General features: G+C 33.4%; 15 protein-coding genes and 1 riboswitch. Of the genes, 13 read left to right on the top strand and 2 right to left on the bottom strand.

What is annotated here, in order from left to right:
* Positions 1-11: 11 nt before the first annotated feature.
* The gene (ahpC, locus tag ACJDUH_RS12065; RefSeq protein WP_406765452.1) at positions 12-575 is read right to left on the bottom strand and encodes an alkyl hydroperoxide reductase subunit C; all 564 of its coding nucleotides are present in this window, start codon (positions 573-575) and stop codon (positions 12-14) included.
* 308 nt (positions 576-883) lie between these two features.
* Between ahpC and ACJDUH_RS12060 the strand changes: the two genes are divergently transcribed.
* Positions 884-2,971 carry a cell wall-binding repeat-containing protein gene (locus tag ACJDUH_RS12060; RefSeq protein ID WP_406765451.1) on the top strand — a complete coding sequence of 696 codons (2,088 nt, stop codon included), beginning with the start codon at positions 884-886 and terminating at the stop codon, positions 2,969-2,971.
* 122 nt (positions 2,972-3,093) lie between these two features.
* Here ACJDUH_RS12060 and ACJDUH_RS12055 read toward each other — a convergent pair whose 3' ends face one another.
* Entirely contained in the window at positions 3,094-4,974 is a 1,881-nt protein-coding gene (locus ACJDUH_RS12055; RefSeq protein ID WP_406765450.1) for an autotransporter outer membrane beta-barrel domain-containing protein, read from the bottom strand.
* A gap of 558 nt (positions 4,975-5,532) precedes the next feature.
* Here ACJDUH_RS12055 and ACJDUH_RS12050 point away from each other — a divergent pair.
* The 12 genes from ACJDUH_RS12050 (at position 5,533) to ACJDUH_RS11995 (ending at position 19,547) form a co-directional block, all read left to right on the top strand.
* Positions 5,533-7,965, top strand: coding sequence for a glycoside hydrolase family 3 protein (locus ACJDUH_RS12050; RefSeq protein WP_406765449.1), 2,433 nt, complete (start codon positions 5,533-5,535; stop codon positions 7,963-7,965).
* Between the two features lie 131 nt (positions 7,966-8,096).
* Positions 8,097-9,503 carry a cell wall-binding repeat-containing protein gene (locus ACJDUH_RS12045; protein WP_406765448.1) on the top strand — a complete coding sequence of 469 codons (1,407 nt, stop codon included), beginning with the start codon at positions 8,097-8,099 and terminating at the stop codon, positions 9,501-9,503.
* A 60-nt stretch (positions 9,504-9,563) separates the two neighbouring features.
* Positions 9,564-10,601, top strand: coding sequence for a hypothetical protein (locus tag ACJDUH_RS12040; protein ID WP_406765447.1), 1,038 nt, complete (start codon positions 9,564-9,566; stop codon positions 10,599-10,601).
* 197 nt (positions 10,602-10,798) lie between these two features.
* Positions 10,799-12,286 (top strand): hypothetical protein, encoded by a 1,488-nt coding sequence (locus ACJDUH_RS12035; RefSeq protein WP_406765446.1) that lies wholly within the window; start codon positions 10,799-10,801, stop codon positions 12,284-12,286.
* 138 nt (positions 12,287-12,424) lie between these two features.
* A complete protein-coding gene (locus ACJDUH_RS12030; RefSeq protein WP_406765445.1) occupies positions 12,425-13,105 on the top strand; it encodes a YveK family protein in 681 nt (226 codons plus the stop codon).
* 12 nt (positions 13,106-13,117) lie between these two features.
* The gene (locus tag ACJDUH_RS12025; RefSeq protein ID WP_406765444.1) at positions 13,118-13,786 is read left to right on the top strand and encodes a CpsD/CapB family tyrosine-protein kinase; all 669 of its coding nucleotides are present in this window, start codon (positions 13,118-13,120) and stop codon (positions 13,784-13,786) included.
* A 21-nt stretch (positions 13,787-13,807) separates the two neighbouring features.
* Positions 13,808-14,575 (top strand): tyrosine-protein phosphatase, encoded by a 768-nt coding sequence (locus ACJDUH_RS12020; RefSeq protein ID WP_406765443.1) that lies wholly within the window; start codon positions 13,808-13,810, stop codon positions 14,573-14,575.
* A 205-nt stretch (positions 14,576-14,780) separates the two neighbouring features.
* On the top strand, positions 14,781-15,647 hold the full coding sequence (locus ACJDUH_RS12015) for an SGNH/GDSL hydrolase family protein (protein WP_406765442.1): 867 nt from the start codon (positions 14,781-14,783) through the stop codon (positions 15,645-15,647).
* A gap of 10 nt (positions 15,648-15,657) precedes the next feature.
* Positions 15,658-16,659: an LCP family protein gene (locus tag ACJDUH_RS12010; RefSeq protein WP_406765441.1), complete on the top strand. Its 1,002-nt coding sequence runs from the start codon at positions 15,658-15,660 to the stop codon at positions 16,657-16,659.
* Positions 16,660-16,762: 103 nt separating this feature from the next.
* Entirely contained in the window at positions 16,763-17,461 is a 699-nt protein-coding gene (locus tag ACJDUH_RS12005; RefSeq protein ID WP_406765440.1) for an FTR1 family protein, read from the top strand.
* Between the two features lie 231 nt (positions 17,462-17,692).
* Positions 17,693-18,052: a DUF1540 domain-containing protein gene (locus ACJDUH_RS12000; protein ID WP_406765439.1), complete on the top strand. Its 360-nt coding sequence runs from the start codon at positions 17,693-17,695 to the stop codon at positions 18,050-18,052.
* Positions 18,053-18,349: 297 nt separating this feature from the next.
* Positions 18,350-18,531, top strand: a riboswitch (Lysine riboswitch).
* Positions 18,532-18,698: 167 nt separating this feature from the next.
* The gene (locus ACJDUH_RS11995) at positions 18,699-19,547 is read left to right on the top strand and encodes a transporter substrate-binding domain-containing protein (protein ID WP_406765438.1); all 849 of its coding nucleotides are present in this window, start codon (positions 18,699-18,701) and stop codon (positions 19,545-19,547) included.
* Positions 19,548-19,589: the final 42 nt, after the last annotated feature.

Below are 19,589 nucleotides of genomic sequence, written 5' to 3'. Positions count from 1 at the left end.
TACCCCCTTTATTAGATCTTTCCTACTAGATCAAGGCTTGGCTTAAGTGTTGCAGCTCCTTCTTTCCATTTAGCAGGGCAAACTTCACCAGGATTATTTCTTACGTACTGTGCTGCTTTAATTTTGTTAACTAATATGCTTGCATCACGACCTATGTTTCCAGCATTGATTTCAACAGCTTGAATTACACCGTCTGGGTCTATGATAAAAGTACCACGGTCAGCATTACCTGCTGCTTCTATAAGTACATCAAAGTTTCTTGATAGTGTATGTGATGGATCACCAACCATAGTGTAAGTGATTTTACTTATAGCTTCTGAGCTGTCGTGCCATGCCTTATGTGTATAGTGAGTATCTGTTGAAACTGAGTATACTTCAGCTCCAAGGCTCTTTAATGTATCATAATTGTTCTGTAAGTCCTCTAATTCAGTAGGACATACAAATGTAAAGTCTGCAGGGTAGAAGCAAACAACACTCCACTTTCCTTTAAAATCTGCTTCTGTAACCTCCACGAATTTTCCATTTTGATAAGCCTCCGCTTTAAATGGTTTTATTTCAGTTCCTATTAATGACATAATAAATTTACCTCCTATGATTTAGCTTTAAGACTATGCATTTAATAGTAAATATGTATAATTTAAAGCTAATTAATAATTATTATCTATTGATATTAATTATCGTATATATTAAAGAAAATGTCAATAAGCTTATAAAAAAATTTTGTAATCATATTATCAAAATATAATAAAAGTTAAAGGGGTAGAAATTTTGGAAATTGAAAAAAATTGAAGAAAGCATAAAAATTTGATATATTATTGAAGATACTAATTTTGGTAGTAATATGTAAAAGTGTTTGTAAAATTTTAAATGGGGGAACGATTATATGTTAGAAAACAAAAGAATTTTTTCAGTAATATTAAGTGTTTCTTTATTGTGTGGGGTTTCAAACGTAACTCAGGTTTTTGCACAGGACGCTAATATAGGAACTACAAGGCTATCAGGTAATGATAGATATAAAACTTCATTGGCTATTAGTAAGTCCGGTTGGGCGCAGGCTAATACAGTTATTTTAGCCACTGGAGCAGATTATCCAGATGCATTATCAGCATCACCATTAGCAAAATCATATGATGCTCCAATATTACTGACAGAAAAGAATGCACTAAGTTCAGATACTATAGCTGAAATACAAAGATTAAAAGCTGCAAATGCAATTTTAGTTGGAGGGACAGGTGTTATAAGTACAAATGTAGAAAACCAGCTAAAAAATATGGGAGTTAATATTACCAGAATTGGTGGAATTAATAGATATGAAACATCAAAATTAGTTGCGGAAAAATTGGGTACAAGCAATGGAATTATAGTAGCAACAGGTTTGGATTTTCCAGATGCACTATCAATAGCTCCAATTGCAGGAATTAAGGCTATGCCTATTTTATTATCACCGAAAGATGGATTAGATCCAAGTATTGCATCATTTATTAAAGGTAAGAGTATACCAGTTTCATATATAGTGGGAGGAACAGGAGTCTTAGGAGATACAGTATCTTCAAGTGTACCAAATAGTAAGAGACTTGGTGGAAAAAATAGATATGAAACTAATCAAATTATTAATAATCAATTTGTAGGAAATTTAAGTACTGGTACAGTTTTTTTAGCAACAGGAAATGATTTTCCCGATGCATTGAGTGGATCAGCATTATCAGCTAAAAATAATGCTCCAATTATATTATCAGATAAAAATTCAATTACATCAGATGCTCTTAATTTTATAAAGAGTCAAAGTGTAAGAAATGTAACTATTTTAGGTGGAACTGGCGCCATTAGTGGAAATGTATTGGATGTACTTACTAATGTTATAAATGGTAACATAGTTATTCCATCTTCAGTAAGTTTAAACAAAACTACGAGCACACTTATAGTAGGTGATACAGACACTTTAATAGCTACAGTATCACCATCAAATGCTACAAATAAGAATGTACAGTGGAGTACATCAAATAGTAATGTAGCGACAGTTGATGCAGCAGGAAAAGTAACGGCAATTGGAGCAGGAACAGCTACAATTACAGCAACTACAATAGATGGAAATAAAACTGCCAATTGTAATATAACTGTTATTACTGCAGTTGTAACATCTCCAGTATTTCAAAGTTTAACAATAGATAAACAAAATGCAACAGTAGGAGATACAATAAATTTTACTGTAAATGCCTCGGATAATATATCAGGAATAAAGAGTATATATATTACTTATAGAACACCAATCACAAATAAGGCAGAATTTATTTATTTGTCTTTAAAAAATGGCGTATATGTAGGAAGTAAAACAATTACAAACAGTGATGAAGCAGGAACTTGGAAGATTGAAGAAATAGTTTTATTTGATAATGCAAATAACATTACGCAGGTATGGAATACTGCTGGTGGATTTAGTGGAACAGATACTTCTACAGATAAGTACCAAGACTTAAGTTATGGTAACTTTAATATTAATGGAACAAGCGCAGATGTAACATCTCCAGTATTTCAAAGTTTAACAATAGATAAGCAAAATGCAACAGTAGGAGATACAATAAATTTTACTGTAAATGCCACGGATGATATATCAGGAATAAAGAGTATATATATTACGTATAGAACACCAATCACAAACAAGGTAGAATCTATTTTTTTATCTTTAAAAAATGGCGTATATGTAGGAAGTAAAATAATTACAAACAGTGATGAAGCAGGAACTTGGAAGATTGAAGAAATAGTTTTATTTGATAATGCAAATAACATTATGCAGGTATGGAATACTGCTAGTGGATTAAGTGGAACAGATACTTCTACAAACAAGTATCAAGATTTAAGTTATGGTAACTTTAATATTAATGGAACAAGCGCAGATGTAACATCTGTAAGCTTAAGTAAAACAACAGATACATTAACTTTAAGCAGGAAATTAATTGTGTCAGTCTATAAGTAGTAAAAAAGGTATTGGAGTTAATCCAGTACCTTTTTAATGGCAATTTTATTTATTTTAATTAACAGCTCTTTTTATTATTTATTTTTGCAATTCTCATCAGCTGTTTTATTTTTTTCTATTATTTATTCTACTGCGTGCGGTACTCCCATTAAACCATTATTGTAGTTATCAAGTGTTGAAGCCCATCCTAATACTAAGTTTTTATTAGTTTTAGAAAGGCTGCTCCAGCTAGAGCTATTATTGGTTGAAAGGAAGGCATCAGCAGCTGCTATTGTTTTATTAATAACAGTTCCATCAGCACCATTTGCAATGTTAAGTTTAGCTGCAAGAAGCTGAGCGTAAAGCTTATTTATTCCGTTGGAGGCATCTCCGTTCATGCTTAGATACTTTACAGCCAGAGAAGCTGAAGTAACATTAACACTCTTTGCTCCATTAGGCGTACCAAGCCATATTGGAAGATATTGTGTCACTACGTCCTTTTGAGGACCAAAGCCTGCATGGGTTTTCCAATAACCAATTGTCAAGGTTGCACCGTGGCTTGGAAGGTGGATGATAACACTCCAGCTTGAACTTCCAGTAATGCCTGTATCATTCGTAGTGAAGGTTGCAGTGTTGTTAACTGTATAGTCTCCACTGCTGGCATAAGGACCAACTGTCCATAAATAGGTATAGGTTTTTGGCAGCACATCAGTATAAGATAATGTTCCCAAAGTTCCAGCAAGGCTATCAGTTACATTTACACTCTCATCTACTAGATTTATAGAAGCATTGGCAAAACTAACATTGGCTGTACCTGAAAAGGCTGTTGTACCATTTGGTGCAGTATTGCCATTTGAATCATAAGCATAGTTTTGAAGTACTGCAGATGCAGTATTAATTCTATCTGCTGTATCCGGCAGGTTAGCACTGTAGGTACCGTTTAGGGTTGCACCGGCATCCAGTATATACGGGAAGGTTACTCCAAAATTTGTTGATGCTGCAATATCAGGAGCTACAATATCACTTATACTGTTTATTACAGCAGCCATAGGAGCAGGATTGTGTACACTTATAGTTCCTGCGGCCTTCCAATTGATGTCAGTATACTTCCCATCCACTGTAACTTTATAATTAACTGGGAAGATCTCATTTAATGCTAATGTAATTTCTGATTGGTCTCCTGTTTTATTTATTGTCCAGGTATAGGTCCTTGTAAATGCAGTGTTTGCAGTTTTTGATACATCAAGTGCATAGGTGTTAACAGTTACACTTGCTGTTGAATCCGCACCTGTTTCTTTTATTGTTGCTGTATTTACATTAGTCCCTTTGTCTAAAGCTGAGAAGGTCTTATCATAAGACACACTTCCGCTTGTGTTGAACAAATAACTGCTACCATTAGTATCATCTACGTGAATAACATCATTCACTAGGACAGGGCTTGAAGGAAAGCTAAAACCGTCACTGCTGGGACTTGGTCCCTTTGGGGTTCCTAAACTTCCAGAGTGATTGGTTATTGTAATATCTGCCGTAACTTTGTAAGTTAAACTAAGATTTGCAGCTGGATAATCAATTGTATAGCTGTAGTTCCCTGTTTCACCTGGATCAAGAACGGGATTTCCACTTATATCAACCGGTACTGATAAATACAGCACTGAACCAGAAGGATTAGTCAATCTTACTGTTATGGATAGATTTTCAGTAGATTCGGCACCCCCATTTGTTACAGTTACAATGCCTGTAATTTTTTTATAATCTATTCCAGTGCCTTTTGTTACAGCAATGTTATATTTGGAGGTACCAGTGTCCCCTTGAAACAAATTCCATACATTTGGAGTAACAGATTTGTTAATGCTCCAATCAAAAACTCTCTCCCAAGAAGGAGCAGCAGTTACATTTGCATTAATAAGCGTTGTTCCATTTTGCCCATTTTGTACATTTTGTACATCTGCATAAGTTGGAATTGAAAAAGAAAAAATCATCATTAAACTTGTTATTAATGATATAAAAAAACCTTTCTTTTTCATATAATCACCTCCTAAATAATGAATTAAGATATAAAAGAGAGTTCAATTCTTTTAAAAGATAATTCACCCCCGCATAAATAATCGGCATTTTGTAATAAATTGTGCAAAGCAATTAATTAGACCATATATTATATGCCTGCAAGGTAAATATATGATGGGTTACTTATATGTGTTACTAAAAATATAAGCATTATTAACGGCAACGCACATATTGATTTATTCTAAATTAGAAATGATAAAAAATTAGTAAATTAGATTTTTTTAAAGTTATATTTACAATATTTTCAATAAATGATATAATAATGTATGAAAATGAATAATACATTATTAAGGCGTGTTACTTCTTAACTGAAGGCATAAGCCAAAAGAAAACAATTACTTTCTTTTGGCTTTTTTTATTTAATAACTCTTTCTATTTCACATTATAATATTAGGTAATTGCGATGGGAGGGATGCCGATTTTGTGGACAAGCACTTCATCTTGGTGAAAACGTTTTATAACTAATGATGAATTTATGATTGAGAGTATTAATTAAAAATTTAATTGGAGGTTTAAAAATGTCTAGGTGGAAAAATTCAAAAAAATTAATAACTGCTCTTCTTTCGGCTTCAATGCTTGTCTTAAATGTACAACCCATGCTTTCAAGTAATGGAATTACAAAGGCTGCTGCACAGACACCAGAGGAAGAAGCTGCTGCAATAGTTGCAAATATGACTCTAGAAGAAAAGGTTGGTCAAATGTTTATGCCAGATTTCAGAACCTGGAATGGCAGTGACCTTACTGTGTATAATGATGAGGTTGGAAATATCATTAAACAGTATCATCTTGGAGGAGTAATATTATTTGCCAATAATGTAAAAACTACAGATGCATCTGTAAGGCTTATTGACGGCCTGCAGAGTGCTGCACCTGTCATGCAAAATACAGGAGCTAAAATCCCATTAATTACAACCACCGACCAGGAAGGCGGATCAATTGTAAGACTAGGGCAAGGTACTGTTATGCCAGGAAATATGGCTTTAGGGGCAACCAATGACCCTCAGGAAGCCTATAAGGTTGGTAAGGCAACTGGCGAAGAATTGAAAGCTATAGGTATAAATGAAGATTTTGCACCGGATCTTGACTGTAACATAAATCCTTTTAATCCTGTCATCGGTGTAAGATCCTTTGGAGGAGACCCAAACCTTGTAGCAAAAATGGGAACCGCCTATATAAATGGGCTTCATGATGCTGGTGTAGGCGCTACAGGAAAGCATTTTCCAGGCCATGGTGACACTTCAACAGATTCACACCTTGGACTGCCTGTTGTAACACACGATTTAGCCACGGTTCACAACTTGGACTTAGTACCTTTCCAGACTGCTATTAATAATGGAATCGACATGATTATGACAGCACACGTTGTATTCCCAGCTGTTGATAATTCTACAGTTACTGCCAAGGATGGCAGCACCGTTAATCTGCCTGCAACCCTTTCCCATAAAGTATTGACTGACTTACTTAGAACTGAAATGGGCTTTAAAGGCGTTATTACAACTGATGCCATGAACATGGGAGCCATTACACAAAATTTCGGCGATGTACAAGCATCAATAATGGCTATACAGGCTGGTACTGATATTTTACTTATGCCTGCAACTGTTACAAATACAAATCAAATCGGAAATCTTGATAAAGTATTTATGGGAGTTATTAATGCAGTAAACAATGGAGAAATTTCAGTAGCAAGAATTAATGAATCAGCTCAAAGAATTATTGCTTTAAAAATAAAAAGAGATATATATAATCCAGCTGGTAATACTGACACCAGAACAACAGACCAAAAGGTTTCTGATGCACTTAAAGTAGTTGGTTCAGCTGAGCACAAGGCAATTGAAACTGAAGCCTCAAATAAAGCTGTAACCTTAGTTAAAAATGATAATAATATGTTACCTTTTAACTTAAAAAGTAATGATACTGTAGTAATATTCACTCCACTATCCGACAGAACTACTCTTTTGGTAAATTCAATGGAGGAGGTATTTAAGGCAAGAAACCTCACTGGTGTTACTATTAAGTCCTTTAACTATAGCAGCAGTACACTTTCAGTAGCTATGAAAAGTGCTATAGACAGTGCTAATTATGTAATATTAGGAACCTATGGTTATGATAAAAACAGCACTACACCAGGATATAACTACTATACTTTATTCCCTCAGAATGTAATTGCATATAATTTAATCAGTAAAAATGCACCTCTTGTTGCACTCTCAATGGTTAACCCCTATGATATTATGTCTATACCAAATGTAGGTGCCTATGTAGCTACCTATGGCAGATATGCAAACCAGCCAAATCTGGTATCTGGTATAAGAGCTATCTTTGGTCTAATTAACCCAAGTGGAAAACTGCCTACAGACATACCTGATGGAGTAGCTGGCTACAATAACAAAACCTATATTTATAGAACTGGCTTTGGATTAAGTTATCCTATGGCAATTAATGAGACTCTAAGCAATTCTTCCTTAGAGAGAAATCAGACTGCAAACATAAGTTTAACAGCAGCTTATTTAAATGGTATTCCTCTTGACCTTGCAAAGGCTGCAATCACCTTTACTTCCTCTAACCCAGAGGTAGCTTCAGTAGAAAATGGAATAGTAACAGCTAAGAATACAGGAACAGCAGATATTTATGCATCAGTGACCATTGACAGCGTAACAGCTCAGTCTAATAAAGTTACAGTTGTGGTAACTACAAGCTTTGATTCCATTAATGGTTTGATGAAGGATTATATAACTAATGGAAAGCTTTCAGGAGCATTAGTACCTCAATTGAGTAACAGTCTAGAGCAAGCTGAAAAATTCTACAAGGAGAATAAATTAGATCAAGCTAAAAAGCATATGGGTGATTTCATAAAACATCTTAACAATCCTCCTATGAGTGACAATATTTCTAAAGAAGCAAAAGATATCTTAAATTCTGATGCCAATGCTCTTGTGAAGAGCTGGTAATATGAAAGATGTGGCATGGGGATGTTTCTCCTGCCACATTTTTTTAATTATTTACATAATAATTTCCTAATTTTATGTAAATCATGCTATAATATAGGAGTTGAGTTTATATTAGAAAGAAGGGTTTATAAATGAAGAACGCAAGAAGATTAATTGCAGCTGCAATTGTAAGCTGCATGGCATTTAGCCCAGTACTTCCAGTGAACAAGGTATTTGCAGCAGATGCTTCACAAAGTACCAGACTTTATGGCTCTGACAGGTATCATACAGCTATAGCAGTTGCAAGAGCAAATTGGACAAGCTCTGATTATGCTGTAATTGCATGCGGAATAGATTTTCCGGATGCACTTTGTGCTGCACCACTAGCAAAGGCTTATGATGCTCCTACAATTTTAACAGCTCCAAAGGGTTTAGATCCAGATGTAATTACATTACTAAAGGACCTAAAGGTTAAAAATGTATTTATAATTGGTGGAACTGGTGCAGTATCAGTAAATGTTGAAAATCAGCTAAAGGCACTAAGTATTAAAATCACTAGATTATCTGGAAGTGATAGATATGGAACCTCAGCAGCTGTAGCAGCAGCATTAAAATCAAAACTAGGAACTATAACAAATGTAGCAGTCGCTCCTGGTTCTGATTTCCCGGATGCCTTATCAATTTCTCCTATAGCAGCAAACTTAGGTATGCCAATACTTTTAACAGGCAAATATAGTGTACCAAGTCAAATTTCATCTTTTATAAAAGCTAACACAATAGCACAAACTTATGTAGTTGGCGGTACTGGAGTTATTACTGACTCTGTAAAAAATACTCTTCCAAGTGCTAAGAGATTAGGCGGGGCAAATAGATTTGGAACAAATGCTGCTGTTTTAAGTGAATTTAAGAGCTTACTTAATTACAATACTGTATTTTTAGCAAATGCAGATGGTCCAAATGGTGACGAATTTGCAGATGCTTTATCAGGTTCACCTGTAGCTGCAAAAACAGCTTCACCAATGGTATTAGTTTATAAAACACTAGATACTTCCTTAGCTGATGTCATAAATCCAAGTATTATGGGAAATACAAAGGTTATAGCACTTGGCGGAAGTGCAGTTGTTCCTGATACAATTGTAACTCAAGTTGTAAATAAGATAGCAGCTCCTGCCTTAAAGTCAGTTAGCTTAAAAAATACGGCTGATAATGTAACTATTAACGGAACTATTACTGAACCTACTACAGCAGGTGGAACCGGTACAATTGAATTTGTAATTCCTGTTGCGGTGCAAAAGGTTGATTCAGGAAGTGCAGTATTGTCACAAGATTTAATGGATGCTGCTTTAACCTCAAGTAAGGTTAATTTCATGGTTAATAAAATTGGAAAAACTGATAACTTTGGAAACATTATATTTAATGCTATGACTGCAGCAGGCTACAATCCTAATGATGGAGTATTAACTTCAAACATAAAGACCATATTAAATGGTGCACAATTAACCTTAACTGATAATTCAGGAAGTGTTAAAAAATATACTTTAGTTATTACAATAAAGTAGCTATTTTATCCCCTGATTTTTTCAGGGGATTTTATTTAACTTAAATTTTAGGAGTGGATCATGAGGAAAAAGAAAAATTATATTTTTTTAGGCTTATCCGTTTTCCTTTTACTTATTGCAGCATTAACCTTTTTTACATTTAGTTCTCCAAAGTTTTCTAGTAAAAAATCAGCCGAATTAGAGACTCTAGAAAAGGTGAAAGTTGCCACAGGAAATGGAAAGCTAGTCCTTGATAACGAAGATACAAACGCACTTATTAATTTATATTTTAAAAATAAACTTAGTAGTGGTCCCTTAAAAGTAAAGGACATTTATTCTGATATAGAGGGCAGCAATATTTCTTTATTTGCCCCATTTAGTATTAATAATATAAACCTAACTGTAAGCACAAATGGGACACTCTCATATGAAAATAATAAATATGTATATAAATTAACTTCTATTAAGCTAGGCAAGCTTCCCATACCTAAAGGGCTTTTGTTTTCAATGGCAAAAAAATATAACAGCAGCAGCATTTGCTTTATAAATGGAGAAATTCAGCTTAGTAATATTTTGCCCCTAAAAATAAATGAACTTAAAGTTAAGGATAATTTGCTTTTAGTGAGCCTTGTAACAAGCAAGGAAAATCCAAATGCTACTGCAAAAGGTGGGAATAATAGTTCTAAAAATATAGTTACAGAATTATTTAGAAATATGCTGAATATTGACACTGCAAGCAATACCTCCAGCGGTACAAATAGTTCTAGTAATGCAAACAGCAATAATAATTCAAGCAGCAATAATGGTTCAAGTAATAGTGTACAAAAACCATCTCCTGAAGCTGATAATAATAAGAAATTAAGGCTTTTAAATAGCCAGCTAATTACTGCAGCTATGTCACTTAAGTCTTCCCAGGAAATTAAGGTTATGAACATGATGGAGACAGCGGTTCAAAGGGTAATTAGTAATCCTTCCTATAATTTTTCAGCAGATATTAATGAAACCCAAAAGTACTACAACACACTTACAAAAGATCAGAAAACACATGTTAAACAGGCTATACTCTCAAATGTAGATATTCAAAATGCCATGGACTTACAGGCAATGGTAACTAAATAAAATTTTCTTTAGTTCTTAATTTTACATTAATTTCTTAAGTAACTTTAAGAAACTTTACAACTTATGAATATTTTCGACATAGAAAATAACACAAATTGTTGATTAATGGTTTAATTTGCTAATAGTAATAGTTAACTTATGCAGGCTGATTTGCTATAATCTAGTTGGACAATATTATAATTTGACGAGGTATGACTATGAGTGAAATAAAATACAAATTGGAAGTTAATAATAAGTTAATTACTTCTGTAGTTAATTTAAAGGAAATTAGTACAAGCTCTATAATTAATGAGTGCATTAGTTTATATTTTGAGAGAAGTAATGAGGAACTAAAGGTATCCATTAAAAATATTGGAAGTGCTAGTATTCTATTAAATAAACTGCATCTAGAATTATTCTCCACGAGAGATTTTAAGAAAACTAATATTATTATAAACCCTAAGACAATTTATGAAAAAATGAGCAGTGTACATATTGATAGAGTGAACGAAAGTGAAAGAATACAATCCTACTTATTTGAAACCCTAATAGACAATGAAAATAATAATTGTAGATTTTTTGGTTTCCTAGGCTCTAGATACTCTAGAAATAATATAGAAAATGTATTAAATAAAAATGAGTTTCATGTAGAGGCAGTATATAATTTTATAAATTATGAATTAAAGCATGAGGAAGAACTTATGCTGGATTCTTTATTTATTACAGAAGGTCAGGATATTTTTCCGCTTTTTAATAGCTTCATGGACAAAATGCTTATTAATAATGATTTAAGAAATGATAATGACCTTAAAGCAAAATTAGAAAGTTCGAGTGTATATAGTATCCTTTATACTTATAAGGTAAATAGCAGCACCCTTAAAATAGATAATAAGCCCGTATATCTTAAAGTAAACAAAAAGAAGCTTTATGCAGTGGACATATCAACTGAAGAGGGTAGAAATAAGGTTTTCTCCAATGCCAATGCAGTAATTAACAAAGTAAGTTTACTAGATATAAATGGCATAGGGCAGTATATAAGCATAATTGAGGAACATAAGCTTTTTAATGCTCATTATGAATTAAGCAGGCTGTTAACCTTTATTAAGAGTCGATTTGAAGAATATAGATTTTTCTCTGATGACTATCCACTAGGCTTATTAAACTTTAAGGTTACTGTAGAAAATAGAATATTCGACTTTGAGGAGCACAAGGGATTATTAAGTCAATTGACTAAAAAGGATAATAACAATATAAATTATGACTTTTTCTTTAAACTTTTAATGCAGAGAATTATTTCCTACAGCCATAAAAGCTTCTCCACAAGTAATAAGAAAATAAATGAACTTATGACAATTATCCTTTCAGGTGCTAATATTAATTCTTTAGCAAATAAAAATCTATTGGCAATGGCTTTAGACATAGGAAATAATTTCGCTGTTATACCCTATGCAGGAAGAAACAAAGTATTTGGATTACTCCTTACAGGCACTGAAAACATGTATATAGCGGTATTTAATTTTGAGAATAAGGGCGCAAAATTCTATTGTGATTTAGAAAGCCAAGCCTATATTCATGAGGCAGATGGTGTAGCAACTGAGGTTTATTCAGACAACAATTATCTTATTTCTGATGGAAAGCTGTATATAAGAAATGTACCTTCAATGGATTGCTGCTTGTTTAAGAAGGCCTTAAACAAAACCGCATAGCTATTTTATAAAAAGGTATCTAATTGGATACCTTTTTATATTTATACATATTTTATGAGAAAAATCTTTAAAATCCGACAATTTTATTATATAATAAAAGTTGGTTATTTGTAATATTGAATGCTTAGGAGGAAGGCAATGGAATTAATTGAGTATTTAAATATATTAAAGAAGAGATGGACTTTAATAGTTGTAATCACTTTAGCTGCTGCTTTAATAAGCGGTATAGTAAGTTATTTTATAATAAAGCCAACTTATAAGGCAGATATTTCAGTTATAATACAAAAGGAAACAAGCACAGATGCTTCAAAAAGCCCATCAATGAGTTACAATGATGTTATGATGTATCAGCAACTGGTAAAAACCTATAGCGAATTTGTTAAATCAAGAACTGTAGCAGAAGATGTAATTCAAAATCTTAACTTAAAGCTTAGCACTGATCAGCTTCAAAACATGGTAACAGCGGCTCCTCAGGGAACTACAGAGTTTTTAACCATAACTGTTAAATCAAAGGATCCAAAACAAGCTATGGATATAGCTAATCAACTAGCAGTATCCTTAAAAGATGTAAGTAAGAATGTAACAAAATCCGATAATGTTGGAATATTGGACAAGGCTCAGCTTCCAATTTCTCCAGACAGCCCAAAGACAAAGCTTAACATAGCTATTGCCTTTTTGCTTGGATTAATGGTTTCAGTAGGAGTAGTATTTTTAATAGAATATTTGGATAATACCATTAAGACCTCTGAGGATGTAGAAAAGCTTATAGGTATTCCAGTTATTGGGACAATCCCCTTTGTTACAGATGTTGAAAAATAATGAGGTGAACGTATGCTTAATGATATGATTTCAATAAAGAATCCTAAATCTCACGCTGCTGAGGCCTTTAGGACACTTCGAACTAACATACAATTTTCTTCCCTTGATGAGGAATTGAAAACATTAGTTATTACTTCCACTCAGCCTGGAGAAGGCAAGAGTACAGTTATTTCAAATCTTGGAATAACCATGGCTCAAAGTGGTAAGAAGGTACTTTTAATAGATTGTGACCTTAGAAAGCCTACAATTCATAAGAAGCTTGGAATCTCCAATCAGGATGGGCTGACAACTTTATTAGCTAAAGAAAAAAGCTTTCTTGAAGCCATAAGAACTACTAATATTCATAACTTCTTTGTGTTAACCAGCGGGCCAATTCCTCCAAATCCAGCCGAGCTTTTAGGCAGTAAGAAAATGAGAGCCTTAATTGAGGAACTTAAAGGTCAGTTTGATGTTATTTTATTTGATGCTCCTCCGGTTTTAGCAGTTACAGATGCTCAGATTTTAGCTACTTATTGTGATGGTGTTGTTTTTGTAGCTAGCTTTAGGCAAGCTGAGAAACAGGCTTTAGTTACTGCTAAAGAACTAATAAGTAAAGTAGGCGGCAAGCTTATAGGAGTTGTAATAAATAAAATTCCAAATAACTCAAGATCCTATTATTACTACAATTATGAGTATAAATAAAATTCACAGGAGTGAAATTTAATGATAGATTTTCACAGTCACATTCTACCTTATCTTGATGATGGCTCTAAAAATTATGACATGTCCTTCGATATGCTTAAGCTTTCAGCAGAGGAAGGTACAGAATTTATATGTGCTACCTCGCATTTTATACCGGAGGAATTGGAGCAGAATAAGAAGCACTACTATGAAAGGCTTGAAAGCATAATAAACCTTGCTAAAACTAAGAATATTTCTATCAATATTCTACCAGGTCTTGAATTATATTTACATCCGGAGCTGCCAAAGTATTACAGCGAAAAAAGAATATGGGGGATTAATTTAACCCCTTACGTTTTAATTGAACTTCCTATGCAGCAGTTCCCAATGTATACTGATGAAGTGTTTTATGAACTTAGGCTCCAGGGAGCTATGCCTATAATTGCTCATCCAGAAAGAAATTTTAAAATAATGAAGGATGAGGGTCTCCTTAAAAATCTCATAGAGCAAGGAACCCTTGCACAGATAAATTCCGGAAGCTTAACAGGCATCTATGGCAAGGATATTCAGACCTTTGCATTGAATTTAGTAGAGAGAAACATGATCCATCTAATAGGCAGCGACGCCCATGATGATAAGCGCAGAACTACAAGGCTTGCAGATGCTTTAGAAATAATTAAGAACAAGAATCCAGAGCTTTATGCATGGATGGATGAAAATCAATATAAAATTATAGAAGGTAAAGAAGTTGATGTTTTAGATATTAAGCCAAACAAGAAGAGATTTGATTTCTGGGGTTTAAGAAAATAATTTAATAATATAAGCTACCCTGAAAAAGTTTATTTAAAGCCTATTTAATGAAGATTGCAGCATTTCTCTTTATTAAGTATAACTTTGGCTGAATTTTACCTGCAGGGTATTTTTTTATAATTATTACCATATTGTAAGCGTATATCTTTAAAGTAAGGTATTTATACTGCTTTACATAATATGGGGATAGGGGGCAATTTAATTAATGAAACAAGTAGTGAATCACAGTGCTTTTATGCTTACTATAATTGTAATTCTGGTATTATCTCTAATATTTGTAGTTGGCATAGGACAGAAAAAACAAAATAAATTAACTATGGAGCTTACATCTTTGCAGAAGGATATTTCTAAAAATAATCCTCCAGCTGTTAACAGCAATGAAAATAATACTGAGGCTGCATCTAAGCCTGTTTCCACAGCTGTTTTAAGTAATAGTACATACAAAGGTGTCAAAGCCTTGGGAAACTTTGATAATGACAGATGGAAAAATAAAAAATGGTATACTATTGGGGATGGAATGTCTGCAGCAAATAATTATCAATTAAAAGTAAAAGCTATGACTGGTATGGATATGGTAATAAATGATGCAGCTGCCAATAGAGTTATGAAGGATTTAACCTCAAATATATCAGCAGAAAAATTAAAAGATATGGATCTTATAACTGTTCTTGCTGGTACAAATGACTTTGCTTATAATACACCTCTAGGAACAATTGAGGATAATGATACTCAAGCTACTTTTTATGGAAACGTAAAGAAGGTTATAAATGATATATTAAAAGCAAAACCAGATGCTAACATAGTCTTCATCACACCTCTAAAAAGAGGGACTTTTATGAATGAGCCAGTATATCCAAATCCCAATAAAGCAGGCTATAAAATGGAGGATTATGTACAAGGCATTAAAGCTGTTTGCAGCACATATAATATTTTAGTATTGGATGCCTTTAATAAAAGCGGCATAACAGAAAATAACCTAAAGCAGTATACCATAGATAATTTAAGCTTAAATGAAAAGGGCTATCAAAAGCTTAGTCAGGTTATTTCTGATTATATTAAGACTATAAAATAGGAGTAATAGAATGAAGGAAAATGGAAAAAGAAAAAGGATAATTATTTCAGTTATTATTGTTTTTGCAGCCTTATTTGCCGGAATAGGTATCTATTCCTATTCACTCTTAAATAAAGTTAAGAGTACAGAACTGCCAAAAGATAATAGTTCTCTTGGTATAAAAGAGGAGGCAGTACAGCAAATTGAAAAGGAAGATCCTAAGAAGGATGTAGTAAACATCGCTTTATTTGGCTTAGATAGAAGATCAAAGGATGAAGCCAGCCGTTCTGATTCAATTATAATAGCTTCTATTGACTATAACCATAATAAAATTAAGCTTTCCTCCATTATGAGAGATACCTACGTTGACGTTCCGGGCCATGGAATGACTAAAATAACCCATGCCTATGCCTATGGGGGACCGCAGCTGGCTATTAAGACCTTAAATGAAAACTTTAATCTTAATATAAAGGATTATGTTACTGTAGACTTCTTTAGCCTGGAAAAGATAATTGATGCCTTAGGTGGAGTCAATATTGATGTGAGAAATGAGGAACTCCCCTACATAAACGGCTACATGAAGGAAGTTACTAATATTGAAAAGGAAAAAGTTACTCCTGTAACCACCGCAGGAAGCATTAATTTAAATGGACTTCAGGCTGTGGCCTACAGCAGAATAAGATATATAGGAAATGATTTTGAAAGGACGGAAAGGCAGAGAAAGGTTCTGACTCAAATACTAACTAAAGTACAAGAGGCAGGAATAACAAAGTATCCATCACTAGTTTCCACATTATTGCCATATGTTGAAACAAGCATCTCTAAAGGAGAAATAGTTTCCCTTGGTGCAGGTATTTTATCCTCAGGCATGAAGACCATAGACCAAGAGAGGTTCCCTGCAGACGGCAATTGGAAAAATTTAATGATAAATAACGTATATTACCTTGGAACAGATTTAAAGCTAACAACAGATCAGCTTCATAAATTTATTTATGAGGATATTAAGCCAAGTTCAGACTCTGTTACAAAATAAGAATTGTAAAATTAAAAAGAAGGCTTCTGCTTTCTTTTTTTGTCACCTAAATAATGCCTCCTGCTTATAATGTATCAAGTATATATAAAAGGAGGGATGTAAGATGATGAACGTAAGTATAATTACTCTAAGAGAGTGCATTGAAATGCTCATAGTTTTAACAGCATTAACTACCTATGTTGTTAAGCTAGACAAAAGAGAACTTACTAAGTATATATATTCTGGTGTTCTTGGTGGCCTTGCCCTAAGCTTACTTGCAAGTTTTTTCCTGTATAATCAAACTGCATACTTAAGCGGATATACAAAAGAGCTCTTTAATGGTTCAGTTATGCTTTTCCTTTCTGCCATTGTTGTGTATTATATTATCTGGATGAGAAGGCAGAAGAAAAATTATAATTTGCCAATTGAAGAACGATATAATATTAAACTTACAGGACTGGGTTTATTCATATTTTCCTTTTTAACAGTATTTAGAGAAACTCTTGAGATAATAATTTTTATTATTCCTCTTTTAACAGACGGTACTTTAGCTATAATTATTGGTGCATTAATAGGTTTCGCAATGTCCTTACTAGTCATGTTCGTCTTCTATAAGACAAGCATAAAGTTAAGCATGGGCTTACTATTTGATCTTATTTCAATACTCATGATATATGTGGGTGCAAGTATGTTCGGTGAAGGCATAAGTCTTATTTTTCCAAGTGGGGGAGCACAGTTACAACATGTAGGAATGCTTGCCTATGGCCTTCCTGCCATGTTTATATTTGTTAAAATCATAATTAAGGATTATATTAAAAAGTAGTATATTTAATTTAATAATTGGTAAAAATAAAAGAATGCATGTTAGTGCAACTGATTCATTTTATTACTTGGCAGCTTAAGCTGCTATTTTTTTTGTTAAATTTATTTAAATTTCCCCATTATCTACATTGCTTTATAATTTATTTTATAAAATTACTATTCATTAAATAGAATAAATTTTTCATTATTGTGCAAAATATGGCTAATGATATTGAGAAAGGTGGTTTTATTTATGAATGGTGATTTAAGCTGCAGTGCCCTTAATTGCGTGCATAATATGACTGGGCTTTGCTCAGCAAACCAAATTCATGTTATAGGCAGCAGCGCTTACAGCAGTGCAGAAACAATGTGCAATACCTTTGCTGAAAAAGGTATTAAAAATGCTTTTACTCATCTTACTAATATGAATATTCCAGGTGAAGTTAAGCAGGTGTTTACTAATACCTCAATTGAAATGAGTCCTGTAATTAAATGTGATGCTCTTAATTGTACATATAATGATAACAGAGCCTGCTCAGCCTCACACGTACAGGTACACGGACCGGATGCTAGTTCAACTGAAGGAACCCAATGTGAGACTTTTAGAAAATAGAGAATATTAGAACTAAATTAATCAACAATAGCACTGCTTCTACTACTAATAATATAATACCTATGTTAATGATACTTATAAAAATTAATGAAATATCATTAAAGTGAAGTTAGATAAAGAGTAATGAAAATAATAAAAAAATGAAGAAATAATTACAAAATATATTATTAAAAGAAAAAAAGTTCTAAAAATTTTATTTGTAAACAGTTACATTTGACAATATTTTACAACAAACTGTTGACAGATTTAAAATATTGTTATAAAGTAGTTTTATAATTTAATAAGACCTCACTTTTACGGTGGGGTAGAGGCGCGGTGCTTAATAGTCCTTAGTGGAGCTTGAGAAACATTGAAACTAGGGAGAAGGATTCATCGCCGAAGCTTATAATATTCTCTATATTATTTGCTGGGTCTGCAGTTAAGAGCTGCAGGACTGTCTCAATAGACTACCCGGTTTATTGAGTTGTGCTATCTCATTTGGGAAATGAAGGGGTTTAGGAGCAAGTGTGCACATTGCGACCTGAGGTTACCTCAGGTCTTTTTTTGTTCAAAAAAAGACCGAAATGAGAAATATGAAAATCCAAATGAAAGATTAGCCTTTTTTAACTGCAAAAGCAGAAAATATAAGAAAAAGGAGATATGTAAAATGAAAAGAAAATTTTGGTCATTAATGGCAATGTCACTAACAGCAGTATTAGTTTTAGGAGGATGCGGGACAAGCAATACCTCAAAGGATACAAAGGCACAGGCAGCAAATGATGCTGGAACCTTTAGAATTGGACTTGAATGTGGATATGCACCCTTTAACTGGACACAATCAGATAGTTCAAATGGTGCTGTTAAAATAGATGGCAGCTCAGAGTATGCAGGAGGCTATGATATTGAGATAGCTAAGAAAATTGCAGATGGTCTTGGAAAAAAATTAGTGGTAGTTAAAACTGAATGGGATGGCCTGGTACCAGCTTTGACTTCAGGTAAAATAGATGCAATTATTGCAGGTATGTCACCAACTGCAAAACGTAAAGAGACTATAGATTTTACAAATAACTATTATAAATCAGATTTAGTTATGGTGGTTAAAAAAGGCGGAAAGTATGACAATGCTGCATCAATACAAGATTTCAGCGGGGCAAAGGTAACTGCTCAATTAAATACCTTCCACTATTCAGTAATCGATCAAATTAAGGGTGTTCAAAAGCAACCTGCTATGGATAACTTCCCCGCAATGAGAGTTGCTCTTCAATCTGGAATGATTGACGGATATGTTTCAGAACGTCCAGAAGGGGTTAGTGCTTCTGCAGCAAACTCGGCTTTTAAAATGGTAGAGTTCAAAAATGGCTTTGTTACATCACCAGACGATACAGCAATTGCAGTAGGTGTTGCAAAGGGCAGCGATTTAACTGAAAAAATCAATAAAATTCTAGCTACTATTCCTGTAGATCAGCAAAAATCTATCATGGATACTGCTATTAAGAATCAACCAGCAGCAAAATAAACAGTACAAAACTTATTAAGGCATTATAGAGGCGGCTTAGTT

Source organism: Candidatus Clostridium radicumherbarum, assembly GCF_045310525.1.
GTDB lineage: Bacteria > Bacillota > Clostridia > Clostridiales > Clostridiaceae > Clostridium_AT > Clostridium_AT radicumherbarum.
Note: the sequence above shows the minus strand (reverse complement) of the source record. Positions and strands in the feature narration are given on the sequence as shown.